This window comes from Streptomyces sp. AC512_CC834 (genome assembly GCF_019049325.1).
GTDB lineage: Bacteria > Actinomycetota > Actinomycetes > Streptomycetales > Streptomycetaceae > Streptomyces.
On sequence record NZ_JAGMUO010000024.1, the window covers coordinates 137203 to 157040 of the forward strand.

Here is a 19838-nt window from a genome sequence, read left to right on the forward strand (position 1 = left end):
CGGGCTTCACGAGAATCGGTCCAGGTCAGCCGCCGGACGCCGACGGTGCCGACGATTCCGGGTTGCCCGGTGCTCCCGAGGGTGCCCCGCTGGGCGGTGCGCCGGTCGGTGCCCCGCTGGGGGGCCGACCGCCGCCCTCGGGGCCGCCACCGCCACCGCCGCCGGGCGCGTTGCCCGCGGTGGGCTCGGTGCTGGTGTCGATGGGGACGGTCAGCTTCGCCGTGTAGCCGGACTTCACCGAGCCGCTCATGGTCGCGAGCTGGTGGACGCCGCCGTCGTCGCCGAAGACGTTGTCGGTCTTGAGGGTGAGCTTGGCGAGGTTGTCGACGGAGGACTCGTATCCGTCGGTGGCGAAGACGGTGTCGCAGGCGCTCTTGGGGATGGCCATCTGGGACGTCGACAGTCGCTTGTCGTAGTCGGTGACCGAGTCGAGGTCGGGGTAGACCTCGAAGTGGATGTGGGGCCAACGGCCGGGGTAGCAGGCGGGGAAGACGCTGACGAACTTCACCCTGCCGTCGTCGTCGGCGACCTGCACGCCGCGCAGGTAGTTCTCGTCCTCGATCCCGCTGGAGTACAGGGAGTAGTTGCCGTCCCGGTCGCACTGCCAGGCGTAGACGGCCGCTCCGGCCAGCGGTTGGCCGTCCTCGACGACGTCCAGCAGGGTGAATTCGAAGGTGAGGGGGACGCCCGGAGCGGTGGTCGTCGAGTCGCCGAAGCTCGAGCGGATGTCCTGGCGCACGATTCCGTCCTGGTCCAGGACCTGGACTCCGTTGGTGCCGTCCGCGGGGTAGGGGCCGTTGGTCTCGTCGGGGATCTCGGTGAGGCCGGACGACGATGACGATGACGATGATGATGACGCGGAGGCGGTGGCCTTGCCCGTGCTGGTGCCGCTGCCGGAGTCCGAGCCGCACGCCGCCAGCGCCGCCATGCCGCCGATCCCTCCGAGGAAGGACAGGGCCCGCCTGCGGGACAGGGTGCCCAGGTCGAAGTTGAGTCCCTGGTCGACGACCTCTTCCCCGGGGTTCGGCAGCAGACGCCCCTGGTAGGCGGGGCCGTCGGGCGTCTGATTGGCTTTCGGCTTGCGCATGGGGCGCCTTCCGTCAGGTGACAGGTCCGTGGGGTCGCACCGAGCTCCTGGAGCGGGGCGCCGGTGCCGACCTGTCGGTCAGCCTGGCAACGCTACCCATGACCCGGCTCTGCGCGGGTTGTGCGTCGGCTGTGAAAGGCTGTCGCCCCGCTGCTCCGACGTGCGGGGCCACGAAGGGCCCTCCCGTGTGACAAGGACGGCCCCGCGGCCTCATAGGGTGGAGCCCATGACGGAACTGCCCGGCCGGCGTCTGCTGCTGGTGCACGCGCACCCGGACGACGAGTCGATCAACAATGGTGTCACCATGGCCCGGTACGCGGCCGAGGGCGCGCACGTGACGCTGGTGACCTGCACCCTCGGTGAACGGGGCGAGGTCATCCCGCCCGAGCTGGCCCACCTGTCCGGAGCCGCCCTCGGCGGACACCGCAGGGGTGAGCTGGCGGCCGCGATGCGCGCGCTCGGCGTCGACGACTTCCGGCTGCTCGGCGGGCCGGGACGGTTCGCCGACTCCGGAATGACGGGGCTGTCCGACAACGACGACCCCGGCTGCCTCTGGCAGGGCGACGTCGACCGGGCCGCCGAACTGCTCGTCGAGGTGATCCGCGAGGTGCGTCCCCAGGTGCTGGTCACCTACGACCCGGACGGCGGCTACGGCCACCCCGACCACATCCAGGCCCACCGCATCGCCATGCGCGCGGCGGAACTGGCGGCCGAGGCCGGGTGCCCGATCGCGAAGGTCTACTGGAACCGCGTGCCGCGCTCCTACGCCGAGGACGCCTTCGCCCGCCTCCGTGACGACCTGCCCGGCCTGCCGTTCGAGAAGGCGGCAGGTGCCGAGGACGTGCCGGGCGTCGTCGACGACGAGCGGATCACCACCGAGATCCACGGCGAGGGCACCGCGTACGCCGCCGCCAAGGCCGCCGCGATGCGCGCGCACGCCACGCAGATCACGGTCGCCGAACCGTACTTCGTCCTCTCCAACGAACTGGCCCAGCCGATCCTCACCACCGAGTACTACGAGCTGGTGCGCGGTGAACGCGCTGAGCGCGGCGGCGGGGACGGGGACGGGCGCGAGAGTGATCTGTTCGCCGGAATCGCCGAGACCGGGGAGGCCTCGTGAGCGGGCGTACCGAGCCGACGACCTCCGCGCTGGCCCAGCCCCTGGGCGTGCCCTCACTCGGACGGGCCGCGCTCTACCTGGGGCTCTTCGTGCTCGGCGCCGTCGTCGGGGTGGCAGGCGCGCTGGTGCAGCCGGCCTGGTTCCCGGGCGGGCTGCTGCTCGCGCTGGCCGCCGAGGCGGGGCTGTGCGTCGGCGCGGGCCGGGCCGTGGGGCGCCGGGGAGGAGCCGTCGCGCCGGCCGTCGGGTGGGCGCTCGCCGTGGTGCTGCTCACCACCAGCCGTCCGGAGGGCGACTTCCTCTTCGCCGCCGGCAGCGGTTCCCATCTCTTCCTGCTCGGCGGGATCGCCGTTGCTGTGATCTGCGCCACCCTCGCGCCGGTGCGGCAACCGGACGGGGACTCTGTCCGACTTCGCAAGTGACGTACTACTTCGCCGTGCCGCGGGCGTGCGAGTCCGGTGTGGGTTTCCCCGGCGGTCACGGGATACACGCGACAAGTGGCCAGTATGGTGGTGCGCGCCGCCGAGCCGCCCGCATGCTGGTGTGGCGGGCGGCGGAGCCAACCGGGAGAACCTGCCTTGAGTCGTGAAACTGACAGTTCGTCCTCCGGGCCCCACGGGCGCGGCGGAGCCGCATACCCGTCGGGCACCCCGCCCTACGGGACACCCACGGCTTCCGACGCCGGTGCGGACGCGGGCCGTTCGGCCGCGCGCCCGGAGGAGCGCAAGACCGAGACGACGCTGACGACCCGTATCCGGATCAACATCCCCGGGTCGCGGCCCATTCCGCCGGTCGTCGTGCGCAAGCCCGTCGCGGACGCCGAGGGCGCCGCCGGTGACGTGGAGACGACGGCCGAGCGACCCGCGCCGCCGGCGCCGGGCGCCGCCGCCGCGTCCACGGGCGCCCCCGAGGCTCCCGCCGAGCCCGCGCGGCCGGCCGAGGAGAAGCCGACCAGTGACTGGTTCGCGCCGCGCAAGTCCGGCCCGGCCAAGGGCGCTCAGGGCGGCGGATCCACCAACGGCGCCGGGCTGCCCGGCGGTTCGGGCGCGGGCCCCGGTGGTCCCGCGGGCGGGAGTGCGGGTGCTTCCGGTGCCGGTGCCGGTGCGCGACCGGGCGGCGGGAGTGGCCGTCCCGGTGGCGTCGTCGGCTCCATGCCCGCACCCGGCGCCTCCCGGCCCGGGTCCGCGGGCGGCGCCGGCCGCTCCGGGGCGACCGGGCCGACCGGGCCGACCGGCGGGCCCGTCGCGCCCGGCCACGGTGGCGGCACCGGTTCCTTCGACGTGACCGAGGCGCTGGCCGCCGGTCCGCTGGGCGGCAACGGCAACGGCACCCGGCCGGGTACCGACGCCGGCCCCGAGCCGCGCCGCGACGACCTCTCGTACTTCGCGGGGGAGGGCGCGGGAGAGGGACAGGGCAACCAGGCCCCCGGTGCCTACAACGGCCAACAGGGCGCCCAGCACAACGGCGTGAACGGGCAGTCCCCGTACGGTGGCACCCAGCGCCCCGCGGGCCCGACGAGCGGCCCGGCCACCGGCGACAGCCGACTGACGCCGCCCCCGGTCGGTGACCTCGGTGACCTCGGCGGCCTCGGGACGCCCGGCGGCCCCGGAGCGCCGGGCGGCCGACGCGAGCCCGCACCGAACGCCCTGCGCGGCCCGGGTGGTCTCAGTGGCCCGGGTGGCCCCAGCGGTTCCGGTGGCCCGGGTGGCCCCGGCGGTCCGGGTGTTCCCGGTGGCTTGGGTGGTCTCAGTGGCCCAGGTGGCCCAGGTGGCCCGGGCGGCCCAGGTGGCCCGGGCAGGCCGGAGGGCACCGGTGGTCCCGGCGCGGGACCCGGTACCGGTCCCGGCGCGGGACCCGACGCCGCCCGCCCCGGCCCCGGCGGCGGTCTCAGCGACGACACCGCGATCCTCACCCCGCAGCGCCCGGTTCCCCCCGGCCACGGCAACCCGGACAACATCTCCGGCAACACCGTCACCAGCGGCATCCCCGTCGTACCGAGCGAGCCCGGCGCGCCCTTCCAGGCCGCGCCCGGCGACGGACCGCTGCCGCACACACCGCACACGCCGCACACGGCGCCCAAACTGCCCGAGCCGGTCTCCGCGCCGCCGGCGAGCTCCGCCAGGCCCGCCAAGAAGAAGGGGCGCAGGAAGCTCCCGCTGCTCGTCGGCGGCCTGGTCGTCGTCGCCGGTGTCACCTACGGCGCCGGCCTGCTCATGAACCGCTCCGACGTGCCCAAGGGCACCACCGTGCTCGGCGTCGACATCGGCGGCGGCACGAGCGACGACGCCGTGGAGAAGCTGGACGACGCCCTCGGCGCCGGCGCGGCCAAGCCGCTCAAGCTCACGGTGGGCGGCGACACCGTCTCCCTGAAGCCCGACCAGGCGGGCCTCCAGCTCGACACGCAGGCCACGGCCAGCGCGGCGGCGACGAGCGACTACAACCCGGTGTCCGTGATCGGCTCGCTCTTCGGCCAGAAGCGGGTCGTCGACCCGGTCATGCCCGTCGACGAGGAGAAGCTGCAGGCCGCCCTGGAGGACGCCGCCGACGGGGCCGGGTCGATGACCGAGGGCACGATCAAGTTCGAGTCCGGCAAGGCCGTCCCCGTCTACGGCAAGGCAGGCAAGAGCATAGACGTCGCCAAGTCCACCGAGGCCGTGACGGCCGCCTACCGCGAGCAGGTGGAGACGGGCACCGCCACCCAGGTGAACGTGCCGACGACCACGAAGCAGCCCACGGTCTCCAAGGCCGAGGTCGACCGGATGCTGAAGGAGTTCGCCCAGCCGGCCATGTCGGCCAAGGTGACGGTGCAGACGGACGCCGCGCACACCATTGCGATGAGCCCGGAGAAGTCGCTGTGGAAGTTCCTCAGGGTCACGGCCGTGGACGGCAAGCTCGTCGAGAAGCCCGACTTCAACGCCCTCAAGGAGCTGTACGGCGGGACGTTCGACGGCGTCCGCATCACCCGCGGCAACGGTGAGAAGACGGCCGTCACTCCCCAGGACGTCTACGGCGCCCTGCGCCAGGCCCTGAAGAGCAAGACCGACCGGGTGGCGGTCATCGACACCACCCCCAACTGAGCCGACGTCACGCCACGACAGGGGCGCCCGGCACCCGCCGGGCGCCCTTGTCGTGGCGTATCTCACGTCGTGTCTCACGTCGTACGACGGCCGCATGACATCTGTCATCCGGCGCTCAGGACCGCCGACACTGCCGGGCGCCCGCCCGCCGCGGCCACGATGGTGGCATGACGACGACAGCAGTGGTCGGGTTCGACCAGGTGACCAAGAGCTACGGCGACGTCCGGGCCGTCGACGGCCTGACGCTCGCCCTGCACCCCGGCGAGACCGTGGCCCTCCTCGGCCCGAACGGGGCAGGCAAGTCCACCACCCTCGACCTGCTGCTCGGCCTCAGGCGTCCCGACACCGGAACGGGCGGCACCGTGCACGTGTTCGGCACCGAACCGCGCGAGGCCATCGTCGCCGGACGGGTGGGCGCCATGCTGCAGAGCGGCGGCCTGATGGACGAGATCACGGTCGCCGAACTCGTCCGGCTCGCCTGCGCGCTGCACCCGAAGGCCTACCCGGTCGCCGACGTGCTGGCCCGCGCCGGGCTCACGAAGATCGCCGACCGCAAGGTCGACAAGCTCTCCGGCGGCCAGGCCCAGCGCGTCCGCTTCGCACTCGCCACCGCCGGTGACAGCGACCTGATCGTCCTGGACGAGCCCACCACCGGCATGGACGTCACCTCCCGCCAGGCCTTCTGGGCCACCATGCGCGAACAGGCCGACCGGGGCCGCACCGTGCTGTTCGCCACGCACTACCTGGAGGAGGCCGACGCCATCGCCGACCGGGTGCTCGTCCTGCACCGCGGCCGGCTGCTGGCCGACGGAACCGCCGCCGAGATCAAGGCCAGGGCGGGGGCCCGCCGGATCTCCTTCGACCTGGACGGCGGCCCGGACGGCACGATCGACGAGCCGGCGCTGCGCGCCCTGCCCCACCTGACCTCCCTCACGGTGTCGAACAGCGGCTCCGCAGCGGGCTCCGGCCAGACCGTCCGCATCCAGTCCGCCGACGCCGACGCCACCGTGCACGCCGTGTACGGACTCGGCCTCTACCCCCGCAACCTCGAAGTCGTCGGCCTCGGACTCGAGCAGGCCTTCGTCGCCCTCACCGCCGCCGAGGAGGCCAAGCAGCCGTGAACAGCCTGATCAAACTCGAACTCACCCGCGCCCTGCGCAACCGCAAGTTCCTCTTCTTCTCGGTGATCTACCCCTCGGCCCTGTTCCTGCTGATCGCTGGCAGCGCCGACGGCACCAGCGAGGTCGACGGCACCGGACTGACCCTGCCCACCTTCTTCATGGTCTCCATGGCCTCCTTCGGCGCCCTGACGGCCGTACTGATGGGCAACAGCGAACGCATCGCCAAGGAGCGCGAGAGCGGCTGGGTACGGCAACTGCGGCTGACCACCCTCCCCGGCCGCGGCTACGTCCTCGCCAAGACCGCGAGCGCCGCCGTCGTCAGCCTGCCCTCCATCGTGGTCGTCTTCGTCGTGGCCGCGGCCGTGAAGGACGTACGCCTGGACGCCTGGCAGTGGCTCGCCCTCACCGGCGTGATCTGGGCCGGCAGCCTGGTCTTCGCCGCGCTCGGCGTCGCCATCGGCTACCTGGCGAGCGGGGACGCGGTCCGCCCGATCACGATGATCGTGTACTTCGGCCTGTCCATGCTCGGCGGCCTGTGGATGCCCACCACCACCTTCCCGCAGTGGCTGCGCGACATCGCCGAGTGGCTGCCCACCCACGCGTACGCTGCCCTCGGGCAGTCGATCGAACAGAGTCACGCCCCGCACGCACAGGACCTCGCCGTCCTCGCCGTCTACTTCGTGCTCTTCGCTGGCGGCGCGGCCTGGCTGTACCGGAAGGACACGCTGAAGGCGTGAGCGGCGTCGGCATCGGGCAGCGCCCGGAGAATCGCAGGCAGAGGGCCGTCAAGGCCCTGTGGACCGGCATCTGGCTGGTCTACCTGAGCGCCCCCGTCAGCGACCTGCTGCACGGCGGTCACGCCTTCGGCGTCCAGGTCCTCGGCTGGACCGGCCTCGTCGCCTTCGTCGTCTGGTACATGCTGCTGCTCTTCCGCACCGGCCGCGGCGACCGCACCAACCTCGTCCTCGGCTCCCTCGCCGTCCTCGCGGCCCAGTCCACGGTCCTCGCCCTCACCCTGGGCCGCGAGTGGCTGGTCCTCTTCGTCTACGTCTCGATCGCGTCCGGCGCCGCCCTGCCGCTGAGCATGGCACGCTGGACGATCCCGGGCGCCTCGGCGCTGATGACGGTGCTGGCGCTGGTGGTGCCGGAGGGCACGTCCTTCATCGGCGCGCTGCTCATCCCGGCCCTGCTGGGCGGCTTCGCCATGACCGGCGTACGCGAACTGATCCGCACGACCGTCGCGCTGCGCGAGGCGCGGGCCACCGTCGCCCAGCTCGCCGCCAACGAGGAGCGGCTGCGCCTCGCCCGCGACCTGCACGACCTGCTCGGCCACTCGCTCTCCCTGATCACGCTGAAGAGCGAGCTGGCCGGCCGCATGCTTCCGGCCCAGCCCGACGAGGCCGCCCAGCAGGTCGCCGACATCGAACAGGTCAGCCGCCAGGCCCTCGTCGATGTCCGGGAGGCCGTCACCGGCTACCGCCGCCCGCGGCTCGCCGCCGAACTCGCGGGCGCGAAGGTCGCGTTGTCCGCCGCCGGGGTGGTCGCCGAACTGCCCGGCGAACCGGACCTGACCGGCGTACCCGAGGACTCCGAGGCGGCCCTCGCCTGGGCGCTGCGCGAGGCGGTCACCAACGTCGTACGGCACAGCGGCGCCCGGCGCTGCGTCGTGGAACTGCTCGACCGCCAGACGCTGGACGGGGCGGTGCTGGAACTGTCGGTGGAGGACGACGGCTCCGGCGGCCCAGGCCCCGGCCCCGGCCCCGCGAACGACCCCGGCAACGGCCTGACCGGCCTCACCGAGCGGCTGGAGAAGGCGGGCGGCGCCCTGGAGGCCGGCCGGATCCGCCAGGGGTTCCGGCTGGTCGCCCGCGTGCCGGCCGGCTCATCCACCGACGTAGGAACCGACGTAGGATCCGGGGCATGAGCCGCACGATCAAGGTCCTGCTGGCGGAGGACCAGGCGATGGTCCGCGAGGCCCTGGCCGCCCTGCTCGGCCTGGAGGAGGACATCGAGGTCGTCGCCCAGGTGGCCCGCGGCGACGAGGTGCTGGACGCCGCCCGTGCCCACGGCGTGGACGTGGCCCTGCTGGACATCGAGATGCCCGGCGCGACCGGCATCGAGGCGGCGGCTCTGCTCCACCGGGAGCTCCCGGCCGTGAAGCTGGTCGTCCTCACCACCTTCGGCCGCCCCGGCTACCTGCGCGACGCCATGGAGTCCGGCGCCGACGCCTTCCTGGTCAAGGACGCCCCGGCAGCCCAACTCGCCGAAGCCGTACGCAAGGTGCTGGCGGGGGAGCGGGTCATCGACCCCACCCTCGCGGCGGCGGCCCTCGCCGAGGGCGCCAACCCCCTCACCGACCGCGAACGCGAGATCCTCCGCGCCGCCGCCGACGGCTCCACCAACGCCGAACTCGCCGCCGCCCTCCACCTGTCCCAGGGCACGGTCCGCAACTACCTCTCCACGGCCATCCAGAAACTGGCGGTCAGAAACAGGGCAGAAGCAGTCCAGACAGCCAGAAACAAGGGCTGGCTGTAGAACACGCGTTCAGTTCAGCATCGCGCGAGCCACCCGCGCCTCCCCCCGCACCTGCTCCGCGGCCTCGTCGTCCACCGCCCCCACAACCTCCGCATACGCCTCCAACTCCCCGGCCCCCGCCGAGAACTCCCCCCGCTGCACCAACAACCGCGCCCGCTCGTACCGCAACCGAGCCGCATGCGCCGGCAGCAGCAGCGCCAGCTCGATCGCCCACAGCCCGATCGCCGACTGCTCCGGCCGGCCCGCAGCCCACGCCCGGATGTTGTTCAGGATCCGCGACACGACGTCCAACGGCGCCGCGGGCTCCAGCATGGACGGCCGCAGTTCCGCCCCCGTCGCCCCGGCGACCAGCACCTCCGCGTCCTTCCCGCTGAGCAGCCGCCCCCCGTCGAACGGATCGGCGAGCACCCGCTCCTCCGCCCCGAGTTCCGGACCGAACTCCTCCCCGAACCCGATCACGAAGTGCCCCGGCAACGCGACCCCGTACACCGGCGCCCCCGCCCGCCGGGCCACCTCCAGCCACACCACCGACAGCAGGATCGGCAGCCCGCGCCGCCGCCGCAGCACCTCGTGCAGCAACGACGACTCCAGCCGCTGATAGTCCGCGGCGACCCCGTGGAACCCGTACCGCCCGCCGAGCAGGTCCCGCAGCGCCGTCGCCCAGGCCTGCGGCGTGCCCGGCCGGAACGGCAGCTCTCCGGCCAGCCGGTCCAGCTCCACCTGCGCGGCGTCGAGACCCGCCTCGTCCAGCGTCCCGTCGCCCTCCCCGCCCACCAGCAGGCACAGCGTCGACAGGTCGGGCCGCTCGGAGCGCGCCTCTTCGGCGAACCGCCGCCGCAGTTCGGCCGAGCGTTCCGGCGACGGGGGGTGAGGGGGCTGGGAGTGATGCATGGCTGGCTCTTGCCCTTTCGCGGCGATCGGCTACCGGTCCGTCCCGGCGTCTCGTCACCCGGTCCGTCCTGGCGACTGGTTACCGGTCCGTCCCGGCGTTCGCGGGCTCCCGGTAGTGGTGGTACGCGTGGTGCGTGGTGAAGCCCATCCCCGCGTACAGCGCGCGGGCCCCCGCGTTGTCCGTCTCCACCTGGAGCCACGCCGCCGAGGCGCCCTCCTCGAGCGCCCGCCGGGCCAGCGCGGCCATCACCTCGGTCGCGAGCCCCCGACGCCGCTGCGCCGGGTCGACCTCGACGGCGGCGAAGGAGGCCCACCGCCCGTCCACGACACACCGCCCGATCGCCGCCGGGGCGTCCGCACCGGGCACCGTCGCGAACCACACCGACGGCCCGCCGCCCAGCACCCGCAGGGCCACCTCGCCGACGCCCTTGCGCTGATACCGCGACAGCCAGGCCTCGTCCGCCTCCCGGGACAGGAGCACACCGGTGCCCTCGGCCGTGTCGGCGACCGCTGCGAGCCCCCCGGTCCACAGCTCGGCCGTCACCTCCCGCACCCAGCCCCGCCGCTCCAGCTCCGCGCACAGCAGCTCCTGCGTGCCCTCGGCGCCGGTCGCGGTCTGGACGTAGGCGGGCAGCCCCCGCTCGCCGTACCAGCGCCGTACGGCCGTCAGCGCCTCGTCGAGGGGCAGCCCCGGATCGCCGAGCGGCAGTACGGAATTGGCCCGTCGGGTGAAGCCCGCCGCCGCCCGCAGCTCCCACTCGCCGAGCCGCTCGCTCTCCACCGGCCGCCAGGCCCGCGCCGCGACCCGCGCCAGCTCCTCGTAGGACGCGGCGGGAGTGCCGCGACGGCGGGCGGGAGCGGGCGGCACGACCTTCCCGGCGACCAGCGCGGACTGGGCGACACGGACGGATTCGCCACTCTTCCGTGTGATCAGCAGCACACCTTCGGTCCATGATGTGAGAACGCCCACCGTGTCGGTGAACTTCTCACTCGCGACACCCGGTTCGCTCAAGGACCGCACGGAGACCCGTTTGCCCACGTCAGCAGTGGTGATACGGACCTCAAGACGCCCTGCGGCGGAGATTTCCACGGGTCGGTTCACCCCTCCTGTTCGGATCATGCCCAAGAACGGAGATACTAGGGGCGGGCATCGACGACGCCGCGCTCCCGCGCGCCAGGCGGCGGAGCCTGAGGAGGCCCGCCGGCGCCCAATCGAGGAGGAACGACAGCGTGACCTACGTCATCGCGCAGCCTTGTGTCGACTTGAAGGACAAGGCGTGCATCGAGGAGTGCCCGGTCGACTGCATCTACGAGGGCCAGCGGTCCTTGTACATCCACCCGGACGAATGCGTCGACTGTGGTGCCTGTGAGCCGGTCTGCCCGGTCGAGGCGATCTTCTACGAAGACGACACTCCGGAGGAGTGGAAGGACTACTACAAGGCGAACGTCGAGTTCTTCGACGAGCTCGGCTCACCGGGCGGCGCCAGCAAGCTGGGGCTGATCGAGCGCGACCATCCCTTCGTCGCCGCGCTGCCGCCGCAGAACCAGTAAGAGCGGCCCGCACGCGCGCCGCCTCGGTCCCGTACGGCCCGATCGTCCTCGATCGGCGCGGTACGGGGCCGAGGCGTTTGCCGTACCGGGCGCCGCGCCTACCAGGAAGCCGAGCAGGAAAGGGAGCCACCCACCGTGTCCGCAGTCTCCGAGCGCCTTCCCACCTTCCCCTGGGACAAGCTGGAGCCGTACAAGAAGACGGCCGCAGCCCATCCCGGCGGCATCGTCGACCTCTCGGTCGGCACCCCGGTCGACCCGGTCCCCGAGCTGATCCAGAAGGCCCTGGTCGACGCGGCGGACTCCCCGGGCTACCCGACCGTCTGGGGCACCCCGGCGCTGCGCGACGCGATCACCGGCTGGGTGCGGCGGCGGCTCGGCGCCCGCGACGTCACCCACCGCCACGTGCTCCCCATCGTGGGCTCCAAGGAACTCGTCGCCTGGCTCCCGACCCAGCTCGGTCTCGGCCCCGGCGACCGGGTGGCCTTTCCGCGCCTGGCCTACCCGACCTACGAGGTCGGCGCGCGCCTGGCCCGCGCCCAGTACGAGGCGTACGAGGACCCGACAGAGCTGGACCCGGCGGGGCTGAAGCTCCTGTGGCTGAACTCCCCGTCGAACCCGACCGGCAGGGTCCTGTCCAAGGCCGACCTGACCCGGATCGTGGCCTGGGCCCGCGAGCACGGCGTCCTCGTCGTCTCCGACGAGTGCTACCTGGAGCTGGGCTGGGAGGCCGACCCCGTCTCGGTCCTGCACCCAGACGTCAACGGCGGCTCCTACGACGGCCTGGTCGCCGTCCACTCCCTCTCCAAGCGCTCCAACCTCGCGGGCTACCGCGCGGCCTTCCTGGCCGGCGACCCGGCGGTCCTGGGGCCGCTCCTGGAGATCCGCAAGCACGGCGGCATGATGACGTCGGCGCCGACCCAGGCGGCCGTGGTGGCCGCCCTCGGCGACGACGAGCACGTCCGCGTCCAGCGCGAGCGCTACACGGCCCGCCGCGCGGTGCTGCGGGAGGCCCTGCTCGGCCACGGCTTCCGCATCGAGCACAGCGAGGCGAGCCTCTACCTCTGGGCCACCCGCGACGAGTCCTGCTGGGACACGGTCGCCCACCTGGCCGAACGCGGCATCCTGGTGGCTCCCGGCGACTTCTACGGCCCGGCCGGCGAGCACTTCGTCCGGGTGGCCCTGACCGCGACGGACGAGCGCGTCGCCGAGGCGGTGCGACGCCTGTAACCGGCAGTGCCTGTAGCCGTACGCGAGACGCCGGGGCCCGGGGAACGAACCCCGGGCCCCGGCGCCGTACGAGCGCGGCGCGACCGCCGTCAGCCGAGCGGCAGCCCCTGAACCGGCAGGCCGCCCTTGCCCAGCGCGTCCGTCGGCAGGCCGCCCTTGGTGGCGGTCTTCGTCGTGTCACCGACGATGTCCCCGGCGGAGCCCGCCGCGTCCCCGGCGGCGTTCTGCGCCGCCGGCGTGGCCTTCTTGACGACCGAACCACCGGCCTTGCCCGCGGTCGGCACGGCCTTCTCGACGGCCTTGCCGCCGGTCTCACCCGCGAGCCCGGTGGCGTTCTGGGCCGCGGAGTCGACCGTGTTGCCGAGATTCGCCCCGTCCAGGGCGGTCAGTCCCCCGAGGTTCGGGGTGGCCGGCAGTTCGGGAGCCGCGCTGGCGGAGCCGGCCGCACCGACCCCGGCAGCCGCTCCCGCAGCGACGAGCAGCGCGGCACGGGCGATCCGGCGGGTCAGGGGGAGGGACATGATGCTCCTTCGACGGAAGTCAACGATGGGTGTTTCGACCGTGCCCGGCGAGTGATCGACCGGGCCCGGACGCAGTGACTACCGCTCGAGGGCCACGAAGGTTGCGGCGACCCAACGTAAAGAGTTGGTAATGCATCGCATTATCAGGTGCACAGAAAAACGGGCAAAAGGGCGCCGGTCGGAAAGTCTGCTGAATCCTTACGCCCCTTGAGTCTTCTGGGCTGTCACGCATTCGGAGGTGACGGCGCGAATACGCGTGCACCGCGTCGACCTCGCGCCTGTGCGGGTAACTCGTGAGGGTGACGGATCGTACGGGCGAGCGCTCGCGGACGGGCGAGCGCTATCGGGCTGACGTGATCCGCACCGACCCGGCCGTCCGCTCCGCGCCCTTGCCGCCCTCGTCGGCCCCTTTGTCCTCGGTGGCCGTCGTCGGATACCACTTGCTGTCGGTGTTGCCCGCGGTCCATTCCCGGCCCGCGTAGGAGACCCGTTGGATGTGCAGCGCGGAGGCGTTCGCCACCGCCCAGTGCGCGAGCTGCCAGCCGCGCCGCCCGGCCTCCCGCTCGGCTCCCGCACCGGTGCCGCCGGTCACGGGCACCGTCACGGTCCGCTCGTCGGACCCGGACCCGGACCCGGACCCGGCCGCGGTCCCGGTGGAGGCGTTGCCGTTGCCGTCGGCGTCCACGTCCGTGCCGGCCGGCTGGAGCACCGTGTGCCCGAAGTCCCGCACCAGCGCCGCGCGTATCGCGTCCGGCCCCTTCTCGCGGGTCGCGCCGGGGCGCCCGTCGCAGGTCAGCGTCGCCGCGGACCGTCCGGTGAGCGCGGCGGCGAGCAGCTCGGCGTCCGGTTCGTGCTTGGCGTACGCGTCCGGGAAGCCGCTGCGCTGCACGCGCTGGGCGGCGTCGGTCACCGGCAGGTCGAGGTAGCCGGGCACCTTGACCAGGTGGTCGTAGAACGCGCCCGCCGAGTACGCCGGGTCCATGATCTCCTCCGGCGTGCCCCACCCCCACGAGGGCCGCTGCTGGAACAGGCCGAGGGAGTCCTTGTCGCCGTGGTCGAGGTTGCGCAGCGCCGACTCCTGGAGCGCGGTCGCCAGCGCGATCGTCACGGCCTGCTCCGGCAGCTTGCGTGCCGTGCCCACGGCGGTGATCGTCGCCGCGTTCACCGCCTGCTCCGGCGTGAACTCGTAGGTCGTCCGGGCGCTGCCCCCGCCGACGGAGGTCACCTTGCACCCCGGAGCGCCCGCGCCCCCGGTGACGTACTGCACCACCAGATAACCGGCGACCGCGAGCAGGACCATGGAGGCGGCACCGGAACGGGCGAGGCGGCCATGGCGTTTGCGGGGTGGGGACGGCTGAAGCACGCGTACAAGGTACTGGAGGGTAGCGTCCGGTGTACGCCGGGTAGGCACAGTGCCCGAAAGGGCACGGGCGTTAGGGTCGGGCCCATGGCCGATACCCCGCTTGACCTCACGCTGGACGCCGCCGAGCTTACCGCGCGGCTCGTCGACTTCCCGTCCGAGAGCGGCACCGAGGAGCCGCTGGCGGACGCGGTCGAGAGCGCCCTGCGCGCGCTGCCCCACCTGTCGGTCGAGCGGTACGGCAACAACGTGGTCGCCCGCACGGAGCTGGGCCGCGCGGAACGCGTGATCCTGGCCGGTCACATCGACACGGTGCCGATCGCCGACAACGTCCCCTCGCGGCTGGACGAGGACGGCGTCCTGTGGGGCTGCGGCACCTGCGACATGAAGGCGGGCGTCGCGGTCCAGTTGCGCATCGCGGCGACCGTCCCGGCCCCCAACCGCGACCTGACCTTCGTCTTCTACGACAACGAGGAGGTCGCCGCCGAGCTGAACGGCCTGAAGCACGTCGCCGAGGCACACCCCGAGTGGCTGGAGGGCGACTTCGCGGTGCTCCTCGAACCGTCCGACGGCCAGGTGGAGGGCGGCTGCCAGGGCACGCTGCGGGTGCTACTGAAGACGACCGGCGAGCGGGCGCACTCGGCGCGCTCCTGGATGGGCTCCAACGCCATCCACGCCGCCGCCCCGATCCTCGCGCGCCTCGCCGCGTACGAGCCCCGCTACCCGGTGATCGACGGCCTGGAGTACCGCGAGGGCCTCAACGCGGTCGGTGTCACGGGCGGTGTGGCGGGCAACGTCATCCCCGACGCGTGCGTGGTCACGGTCAACTTCCGCTACGCCCCGGACCGCAGCCCCGAGGAGGCCCTCGCCCACGTGCGTGAGGTCTTCGCCGACTGCGGGGTGACGGACTTCGTGGTCGACGACCACAGCGGCGCGGCCCTGCCCGGCCTGTCCCACCCGGCCGCGGCGGCCTTCATCGAGGCGGTGGGCGGCACCCCGCAGCCCAAGTACGGCTGGACGGACGTGTCGCGTTTCTCCGCGCTCGGCGTCCCGGCGGTCAACTACGGCCCGGGCAACCCGCACTTGGCGCACAAGCGCGACGAGCGGGTCGAGGTGAAGAAGATCCTCGCGGGGGAGGAGCGCCTGCGATCGTGGCTGACGGCATGACTCACGGCATGACTCACGGCGTGATCCACTGTGGGTTTATGTCGCTGCGTGGCGGACATGCTGAGGTCCCTCGTACGTAACCCGCGTAGATCTACGCTGAGGTGGAAGAACCTGCAACTGGAGGGAGCGCGCATGGCTACCGGCAACCCCGAGGGCAAGAAGCGGCCACCGGAGGAGCAGCGCCTGGGCCCTGTCCTCCGGCGGCGGGGTCAGGTCCAGAAGAGCACCACGGACCAGCGGCTGCTGGACGAGCGTGCGCCGACGGACTGGGTGCACACCGACCCCTGGCGGGTCCTGCGCATCCAGTCGGAGTTCATCGAGGGCTTCGGCACGCTGGCCGAACTCCCGCCCGCCATCAGCGTCTTCGGCTCCGCCCGGACGGCGGTGGACTCACCGGAGTACGAGGCGGGCGTGCGGCTGGGCCGCGGCCTGGTGGAGGCGGGTTTCGCCGTCATCACCGGCGGCGGGCCCGGCGCCATGGAGGCGGCCAACAAGGGCGCCCTGGAGGCCAAGGGCACCTCGGTCGGCCTCGGTATCGAACTGCCCTTCGAGCAGGGTCTCAACCCCTACGTCGACATCGGCCTGAACTTCCGGTACTTCTTCGTCCGCAAGATGATGTTCGTGAAGTACGCGCAGGGCTTCGTCGTCCTGCCCGGCGGCCTCGGCACGCTCGACGAACTCTTCGAGGCCCTCACCCTGGTACAGACCCAGAAGGTGACCCGCTTCCCCATCGTCCTGTTCGGCTCCGAGTACTGGGGCGGCCTGGTCGACTGGCTCCGGGGCACCCTGGTGGCCGAGGGCAAGGCCGCGGAGAAGGACCTCCTGCTCTTCCACGTCACGGACGACGTCGACGAGGCGGTGGCCCTGGTCTCCAAGGAGGCGGGCCGGTAGCGGGAGCACACCGGCGGCGTGGCGGGGGCGGTGCTCCCGCCTGCCTACGCCAACCCCCGCCGGGCCACCGCGGGCGCCCGGTGACCGGCGATCGTCGCCACCATGTCCAGCACCTGCCGCGTCTCCGCCACCTCGTGCACCCGGTACACCCGCGCCCCCAGCCACGCCGACACCGCCGTCGTCGCCAGCGTGCCGATCACCCGCTCCTTCACCGGGCGGTCCAGCGTCTCCCCGACGAAGTCCTTGTTGGACAGGGACACCAGCACCGGCCACCCCGTCTCCACCATCTCCTCGAGCCGCCGGGTCGCCTCCAGGCTGTGCCGCGTGTTCTTCCCGAAGTCGTGCCCCGGATCGATCAGCACCGACTCCCGCGGCACCCCCAGCCCCACCGCCCGCTCCGCCAGGCCCGACGTCACCTCGAGGATGTCGGCCACGACGTCGTCGTACGTCACCCGGTGCGGCCGGGTGCGCGGCTCGGCGCCGCCGGCGTGCGTGCACACCAGCCCCACCCCGTACCGCGCCGCGACCTCCGCGAGCTTCGGGTCGACGCCGCCCCACGCGTCGTTCAGCAGGTCCGCCCCCGCCTCGCACACGGCCTCGCCGACGTCGTGCCGCCACGTGTCCACGCTGATCACGACGTCCGGGAAGCGCCGCCGCACCTCCGCGACGAACCCCACCGTCCGCCGCGCCTCCTCCTCGGCCGACACCTCGTCCCCGGGGCCGGCCTTCACGCCGCCGATGTCGATGATCGCGGCGCCCTCGGCCACCGCCTGCTCCACGCGCGCGAGGGCGGGCTCGTCGCGGAAGGTCGCCCCCTGGTCGTAGAAGGAGTCCGGGGTCCGGTTCACGATCGCCATGATCACCGGCTCGTGCGCCGCGAATTCACGCCTGCCCAGCCTGAGCATCCCCTGTGACATCTCCTCGTCCACACCGTTCTCTCGTCGTACTCTCGTCCCGCTCTCGACCTCGGATACACGTCCTTCGACGGCCGCGGCCCCGACTGTCAGACTCGCATGGCACGATCGGACCCGGCACAACCGACTCCGACTCGACTCCGACTCAGACCAACCAGCAGGCGATGCGCCGCACCGACGCGGTCGACGCGGTCGCCGCGCTCGACCCGATCCGACCCGACCCGACCATGGGGGCCCCAGCGATGGTCATGTTCCTGTTCCTCGTCATCGCGCTGGCCGTGGTGGTGGCCGCGGTGACGCTCGCCGTGGTGGGCGGCGGCGACAGCGGGCCGCTGCCCGACGCCGAACCCGAGCGGTTGCGGGACTCCCTGCCCCCGGACCGCCCGGTGGGCCGCGGCGACGTGGAGCGGCTGCGCTTCCCGCTCGTGGTCCGCGGCTACCGCATGGCGGAGGTCGACGACGCCCTCGGCCGCCTCGGCGCCGAGCTGTCCGAGCGCGACGCCCGGATCGCCGACCTGGAGTCCGCGCTGGCGGGCGCCCGGGCCGCGGTGGCCCACCGCCACGACCGCCACGTCGTCATGGACAAGCCGGCCCAGGAGGAGCAGCAGTGAGCGCCGGGGAGGCCGTCGCGGGCCCCGACGGCGCGCCGCGCTGCCCGTGGGCCCTGTCCACCGCGGACTACGTCACGTATCACGACGACGAGTGGGGCCGCCCGGTCCACGGTGACGACGCCCTGTTCGAGCGGCTCAGCCTGGAGGCCTTCCAGTCGGGCCTGTCCTGGATCACCATCCTGCGCCGCCGCACCGGGTTCCGTGCCGCCTTCGCCGACTTCGAGATCGTCAAGGTGGCGGCCTTCACCGACGAGGACCGCGAGCGCCTGCTCGCCGACGCCGGCATCATCCGCAACCGCGCCAAGATCGACGCGACCCTCGCCAACGCGCGCGTGCTGGCCGAGTGGGTCCCCGGCGACCTGGACGAGCTGATCTGGTCGCACGCCCCGGACCCGGCCGGGCGACCGGCCCCGAAGACCCTCGCCGACGTCCCGGCCGTCACACCCGAGTCCACGGCGCTGTCCAAGGCCCTGAAGAAGCGGGGCCTGCGCTTCGTCGGCCCGACGACGGCGTACGCGCTGATGCAGGCGTGCGGACTGGTCGACGACCACCTGGCGACGTGCGTGGCCCGCCGGGGCTAGGGCCAGGGGCTAAGGGCCGGGGGGTAGGGACTGGGCCGGACCAGGCCGAACCAGGGCTGCCCGGCCTGGGGACTGCCGCTCATCGGCCCAGGTAGCGCGGCTTCTCCTTGTTGACGAACGCCTGCACGGCGATCGCGTGATCCTCCGAGGAGCCCGCCCGCGACTGCAGCTCCTCCTCCTTGTCCAGCGTCTCGGAGAGCGAGTGCGTCAGCCCGTACGCCATCGCCTCCTTCAGCGCCGCGTACGCCACCGTCGGCCCCTCGGCCAGCGCCCGCGCCGTCTTCTCGGCCTCGGCGCGCAGCTCGCCGGCGGGCACGACCCGGGTGGCGATGCCCAGCTCGTACGCCTCCTGCGCGCCGATGCTGCGCGGGAAGAGCAGCAGGTCCGCGGCGCGCCCGGGGCCCACGACACGCGGGAGCGTCCAGGAGATGCCGGAGTCGGCGGTGAGCGCCACCCCCGCGAAGGACGTGTTGAACGCCGCCGTGTCCGCGACGATCCGGTAGTCCGCCGCCAGCGCGAAACCGAGGCCCGCCCCCGCCGCCACGCCGTTCACGGCGGCGACCACCGGCTTCTCGGCCCCGGCGAGCGCCCGCACGATCGGGTTGTAGTGCTCGCGCACCGTGCTCATGGTCTGCCCCGAGCCGGTCTCCCGGTCGGCGGCCAGCAGCCCGATGTGTTCCTTGAGGTCCTGACCGACACAGAACGCCCGCTCCCCGGCCGCCGTCAGCAGCACGGCCCGTACGGCGTCGTCGGCCGCCGCGGAGCGCACCGCGTCCCGGAGCGCGACCTTGGTCTCGATGTTCAGCGCGTTCATCGCCTCGGGGCGGTTCAGCGTGATCGTCGCGAGCCCGTCGCTCACCTCGTAGAGCACGGTGTCGGCCATGGAAATCCCCTCCGCGTAGTGGCGTGTGTCCGCAGACAGCATGACGGAGATCACCGGCGACGGATCGCTCGGGAGATGTGACCTGCGTCAAAGAATTCCGGTCCGTATCCATTCGGCGGAAGTGCGCGAAGGGGCGCAGTATCGCAGTCACATCGCCGAATTGAGTGGTTTTGCTCGCGCGCGTTGCCCAAGCGATGCCGACCGATGTTGGTCATCGGGTCCTGGGATGCGGGATAATGGCTGGGAAGCAATGTGTTCGATGCCGGTGTCGCGCGTCCAAGCCGGACTGCGCGTGCCCTCACGG

General features: G+C 72.9%; 20 protein-coding genes. 13 read left to right on the forward strand and 7 right to left on the reverse strand.

Annotated features, from left to right (window positions below; genetic code table 11):
- Positions 1 to 25 precede the first annotated feature (25 nt).
- Complete coding sequence (locus KUM40_RS09560; protein ID WP_217165023.1) at positions 26 to 1087, reverse strand: intradiol ring-cleavage dioxygenase; 1062 nt, start codon at positions 1085 to 1087, stop codon at positions 26 to 28.
- 226 nt (positions 1088 to 1313) lie between these two features.
- Between KUM40_RS09560 and mshB the strand changes: the two genes are divergently transcribed.
- The 7 genes from mshB to KUM40_RS09595 all read left to right on the forward strand — a co-directional run bounded on the left by mshB (position 1314) and on the right by KUM40_RS09595 (position 8937).
- Positions 1314 to 2207 carry an N-acetyl-1-D-myo-inositol-2-amino-2-deoxy-alpha-D-glucopyranoside deacetylase gene (gene mshB / locus KUM40_RS09565; protein ID WP_217165033.1) on the forward strand — a complete coding sequence of 298 codons (894 nt, stop codon included), beginning with the start codon at positions 1314 to 1316 and terminating at the stop codon, positions 2205 to 2207.
- Entirely contained in the window at positions 2204 to 2626 is a 423-nt protein-coding gene (locus KUM40_RS09570) for a DUF6113 family protein (protein WP_217165034.1), read from the forward strand. Before mshB ends, KUM40_RS09570 begins: the two co-directional genes overlap by 4 nt.
- Before the next feature lie 156 nt (positions 2627 to 2782).
- Positions 2783 to 5281, forward strand: a complete 2499-nt coding sequence (locus KUM40_RS09575) for a hypothetical protein (RefSeq protein ID WP_217165037.1) — start codon at positions 2783 to 2785, stop codon at positions 5279 to 5281.
- A 167-nt stretch (positions 5282 to 5448) separates the two neighbouring features.
- Complete coding sequence (locus KUM40_RS09580; RefSeq protein ID WP_217165039.1) at positions 5449 to 6402, forward strand: ABC transporter ATP-binding protein; 954 nt, start codon at positions 5449 to 5451, stop codon at positions 6400 to 6402.
- A complete protein-coding gene (locus tag KUM40_RS09585) occupies positions 6399 to 7139 on the forward strand; it encodes an ABC transporter permease (protein WP_217165041.1) in 741 nt (246 codons plus the stop codon). Before KUM40_RS09580 ends, KUM40_RS09585 begins: the two co-directional genes overlap by 4 nt.
- Positions 7136 to 8326, forward strand: coding sequence for a histidine kinase (locus tag KUM40_RS09590; RefSeq protein ID WP_217165043.1), 1191 nt, complete (start codon positions 7136 to 7138; stop codon positions 8324 to 8326). Before KUM40_RS09585 ends, KUM40_RS09590 begins: the two co-directional genes overlap by 4 nt.
- Entirely contained in the window at positions 8323 to 8937 is a 615-nt protein-coding gene (locus tag KUM40_RS09595; RefSeq protein ID WP_217165044.1) for a response regulator transcription factor, read from the forward strand. Before KUM40_RS09590 ends, KUM40_RS09595 begins: the two co-directional genes overlap by 4 nt.
- Positions 8938 to 8946: 9 nt before the next feature.
- On the opposite strand, the gene KUM40_RS09600 is transcribed toward KUM40_RS09595, so the two are convergent.
- Together KUM40_RS09600 and KUM40_RS09605 are read right to left on the reverse strand one after the other, a co-directional pair.
- Positions 8947 to 9828 (reverse strand): transglutaminase-like domain-containing protein, encoded by an 882-nt coding sequence (locus KUM40_RS09600; protein WP_217165046.1) that lies wholly within the window; start codon positions 9826 to 9828, stop codon positions 8947 to 8949.
- 79 nt (positions 9829 to 9907) lie between these two features.
- Positions 9908 to 10918 (reverse strand): GNAT family N-acetyltransferase, encoded by a 1011-nt coding sequence (locus KUM40_RS09605; protein ID WP_217165048.1) that lies wholly within the window; start codon positions 10916 to 10918, stop codon positions 9908 to 9910.
- A gap of 140 nt (positions 10919 to 11058) precedes the next feature.
- Between KUM40_RS09605 and fdxA the strand changes: the two genes are divergently transcribed.
- Together fdxA and KUM40_RS09615 are read left to right on the forward strand one after the other, a co-directional pair.
- Positions 11059 to 11379 (forward strand): ferredoxin, encoded by a 321-nt coding sequence (gene fdxA, locus KUM40_RS09610; RefSeq protein WP_217165050.1) that lies wholly within the window; start codon positions 11059 to 11061, stop codon positions 11377 to 11379.
- 135 nt (positions 11380 to 11514) lie between these two features.
- A complete protein-coding gene (locus KUM40_RS09615; RefSeq protein ID WP_217165052.1) occupies positions 11515 to 12606 on the forward strand; it encodes a bifunctional succinyldiaminopimelate transaminase/glutamate-prephenate aminotransferase in 1092 nt (363 codons plus the stop codon).
- 89 nt (positions 12607 to 12695) lie between these two features.
- On the opposite strand, the gene KUM40_RS09620 is transcribed toward KUM40_RS09615, so the two are convergent.
- Both KUM40_RS09620 and KUM40_RS09625 read right to left on the reverse strand, forming a co-directional pair.
- Positions 12696 to 13127, reverse strand: coding sequence for an ATP-binding protein (locus tag KUM40_RS09620; RefSeq protein ID WP_217165054.1), 432 nt, complete (start codon positions 13125 to 13127; stop codon positions 12696 to 12698).
- Positions 13128 to 13467: 340 nt separating this feature from the next.
- The gene (locus KUM40_RS09625; RefSeq protein ID WP_217165056.1) at positions 13468 to 14490 is read right to left on the reverse strand and encodes a heavy metal transporter; all 1023 of its coding nucleotides are present in this window, start codon (positions 14488 to 14490) and stop codon (positions 13468 to 13470) included.
- 84 nt (positions 14491 to 14574) lie between these two features.
- Here KUM40_RS09625 and dapE point away from each other — a divergent pair, with 84 nt between their 5' ends.
- Together dapE and KUM40_RS09635 are read left to right on the forward strand one after the other, a co-directional pair.
- Positions 14575 to 15654 (forward strand): succinyl-diaminopimelate desuccinylase, encoded by a 1080-nt coding sequence (dapE, locus tag KUM40_RS09630; RefSeq protein ID WP_217165058.1) that lies wholly within the window; start codon positions 14575 to 14577, stop codon positions 15652 to 15654.
- Positions 15655 to 15786: 132 nt separating this feature from the next.
- Entirely contained in the window at positions 15787 to 16545 is a 759-nt protein-coding gene (locus KUM40_RS09635; RefSeq protein ID WP_217165060.1) for a TIGR00730 family Rossman fold protein, read from the forward strand.
- A 44-nt stretch (positions 16546 to 16589) separates the two neighbouring features.
- Here KUM40_RS09635 and folP read toward each other — a convergent pair whose 3' ends face one another.
- Entirely contained in the window at positions 16590 to 17450 is an 861-nt protein-coding gene (gene folP, locus KUM40_RS09640) for a dihydropteroate synthase (protein ID WP_217165141.1), read from the reverse strand.
- A 251-nt stretch (positions 17451 to 17701) separates the two neighbouring features.
- Between folP and KUM40_RS09645 the strand changes: the two genes are divergently transcribed.
- Both KUM40_RS09645 and KUM40_RS09650 read left to right on the forward strand, forming a co-directional pair.
- Entirely contained in the window at positions 17702 to 18070 is a 369-nt protein-coding gene (locus tag KUM40_RS09645) for a DivIVA domain-containing protein (protein WP_217165143.1), read from the forward strand.
- Positions 18067 to 18651 carry a DNA-3-methyladenine glycosylase I gene (locus KUM40_RS09650; RefSeq protein WP_217165062.1) on the forward strand — a complete coding sequence of 195 codons (585 nt, stop codon included), beginning with the start codon at positions 18067 to 18069 and terminating at the stop codon, positions 18649 to 18651. Before KUM40_RS09645 ends, KUM40_RS09650 begins: the two co-directional genes overlap by 4 nt.
- Before the next feature lie 79 nt (positions 18652 to 18730).
- Here the strand turns inward: KUM40_RS09650 and KUM40_RS09655 are convergent, their stop codons facing one another.
- Positions 18731 to 19534, reverse strand: a complete 804-nt coding sequence (locus KUM40_RS09655) for an enoyl-CoA hydratase/isomerase family protein (protein ID WP_217165064.1) — start codon at positions 19532 to 19534, stop codon at positions 18731 to 18733.
- Positions 19535 to 19838: the final 304 nt, after the last annotated feature.

Excerpts from the sequence above, each read along its gene's own strand:
- dapE (WP_217165058.1), top strand. The coding sequence starts at position 14,575 with ATGGCCGATACCCCGCTTGACCTCACGCTGGACGCCGCCGAGCTTACC.
- KUM40_RS09635 (WP_217165060.1), top strand. The coding sequence starts at position 15,787 with ATGGCTACCGGCAACCCCGAGGGCAAGAAGCGGCCACCGGAGGAGCAG.
- KUM40_RS09620 (WP_217165054.1), bottom strand. The coding sequence starts at position 13,127 with ATGTCCCTCCCCCTGACCCGCCGGATCGCCCGTGCCGCGCTGCTCGTC.
- KUM40_RS09560 (WP_217165023.1), bottom strand. The coding sequence starts at position 1,087 with ATGCGCAAGCCGAAAGCCAATCAGACGCCCGACGGCCCCGCCTACCAG.
- KUM40_RS09580 (WP_217165039.1), top strand. The coding sequence starts at position 5,449 with ATGACGACGACAGCAGTGGTCGGGTTCGACCAGGTGACCAAGAGCTAC.
- KUM40_RS09595 (WP_217165044.1), top strand. The coding sequence starts at position 8,323 with ATGAGCCGCACGATCAAGGTCCTGCTGGCGGAGGACCAGGCGATGGTC.
- KUM40_RS09600 (WP_217165046.1), bottom strand. The coding sequence starts at position 9,828 with ATGCATCACTCCCAGCCCCCTCACCCCCCGTCGCCGGAACGCTCGGCC.
- KUM40_RS09645 (WP_217165143.1), top strand. The coding sequence starts at position 17,702 with ATGGTCATGTTCCTGTTCCTCGTCATCGCGCTGGCCGTGGTGGTGGCC.
- KUM40_RS09655 (WP_217165064.1), bottom strand. The coding sequence starts at position 19,534 with ATGGCCGACACCGTGCTCTACGAGGTGAGCGACGGGCTCGCGACGATC.
- mshB (WP_217165033.1), top strand. The coding sequence starts at position 1,314 with ATGACGGAACTGCCCGGCCGGCGTCTGCTGCTGGTGCACGCGCACCCG.
- folP (WP_217165141.1), bottom strand. The coding sequence starts at position 17,450 with ATGCTCAGGCTGGGCAGGCGTGAATTCGCGGCGCACGAGCCGGTGATC.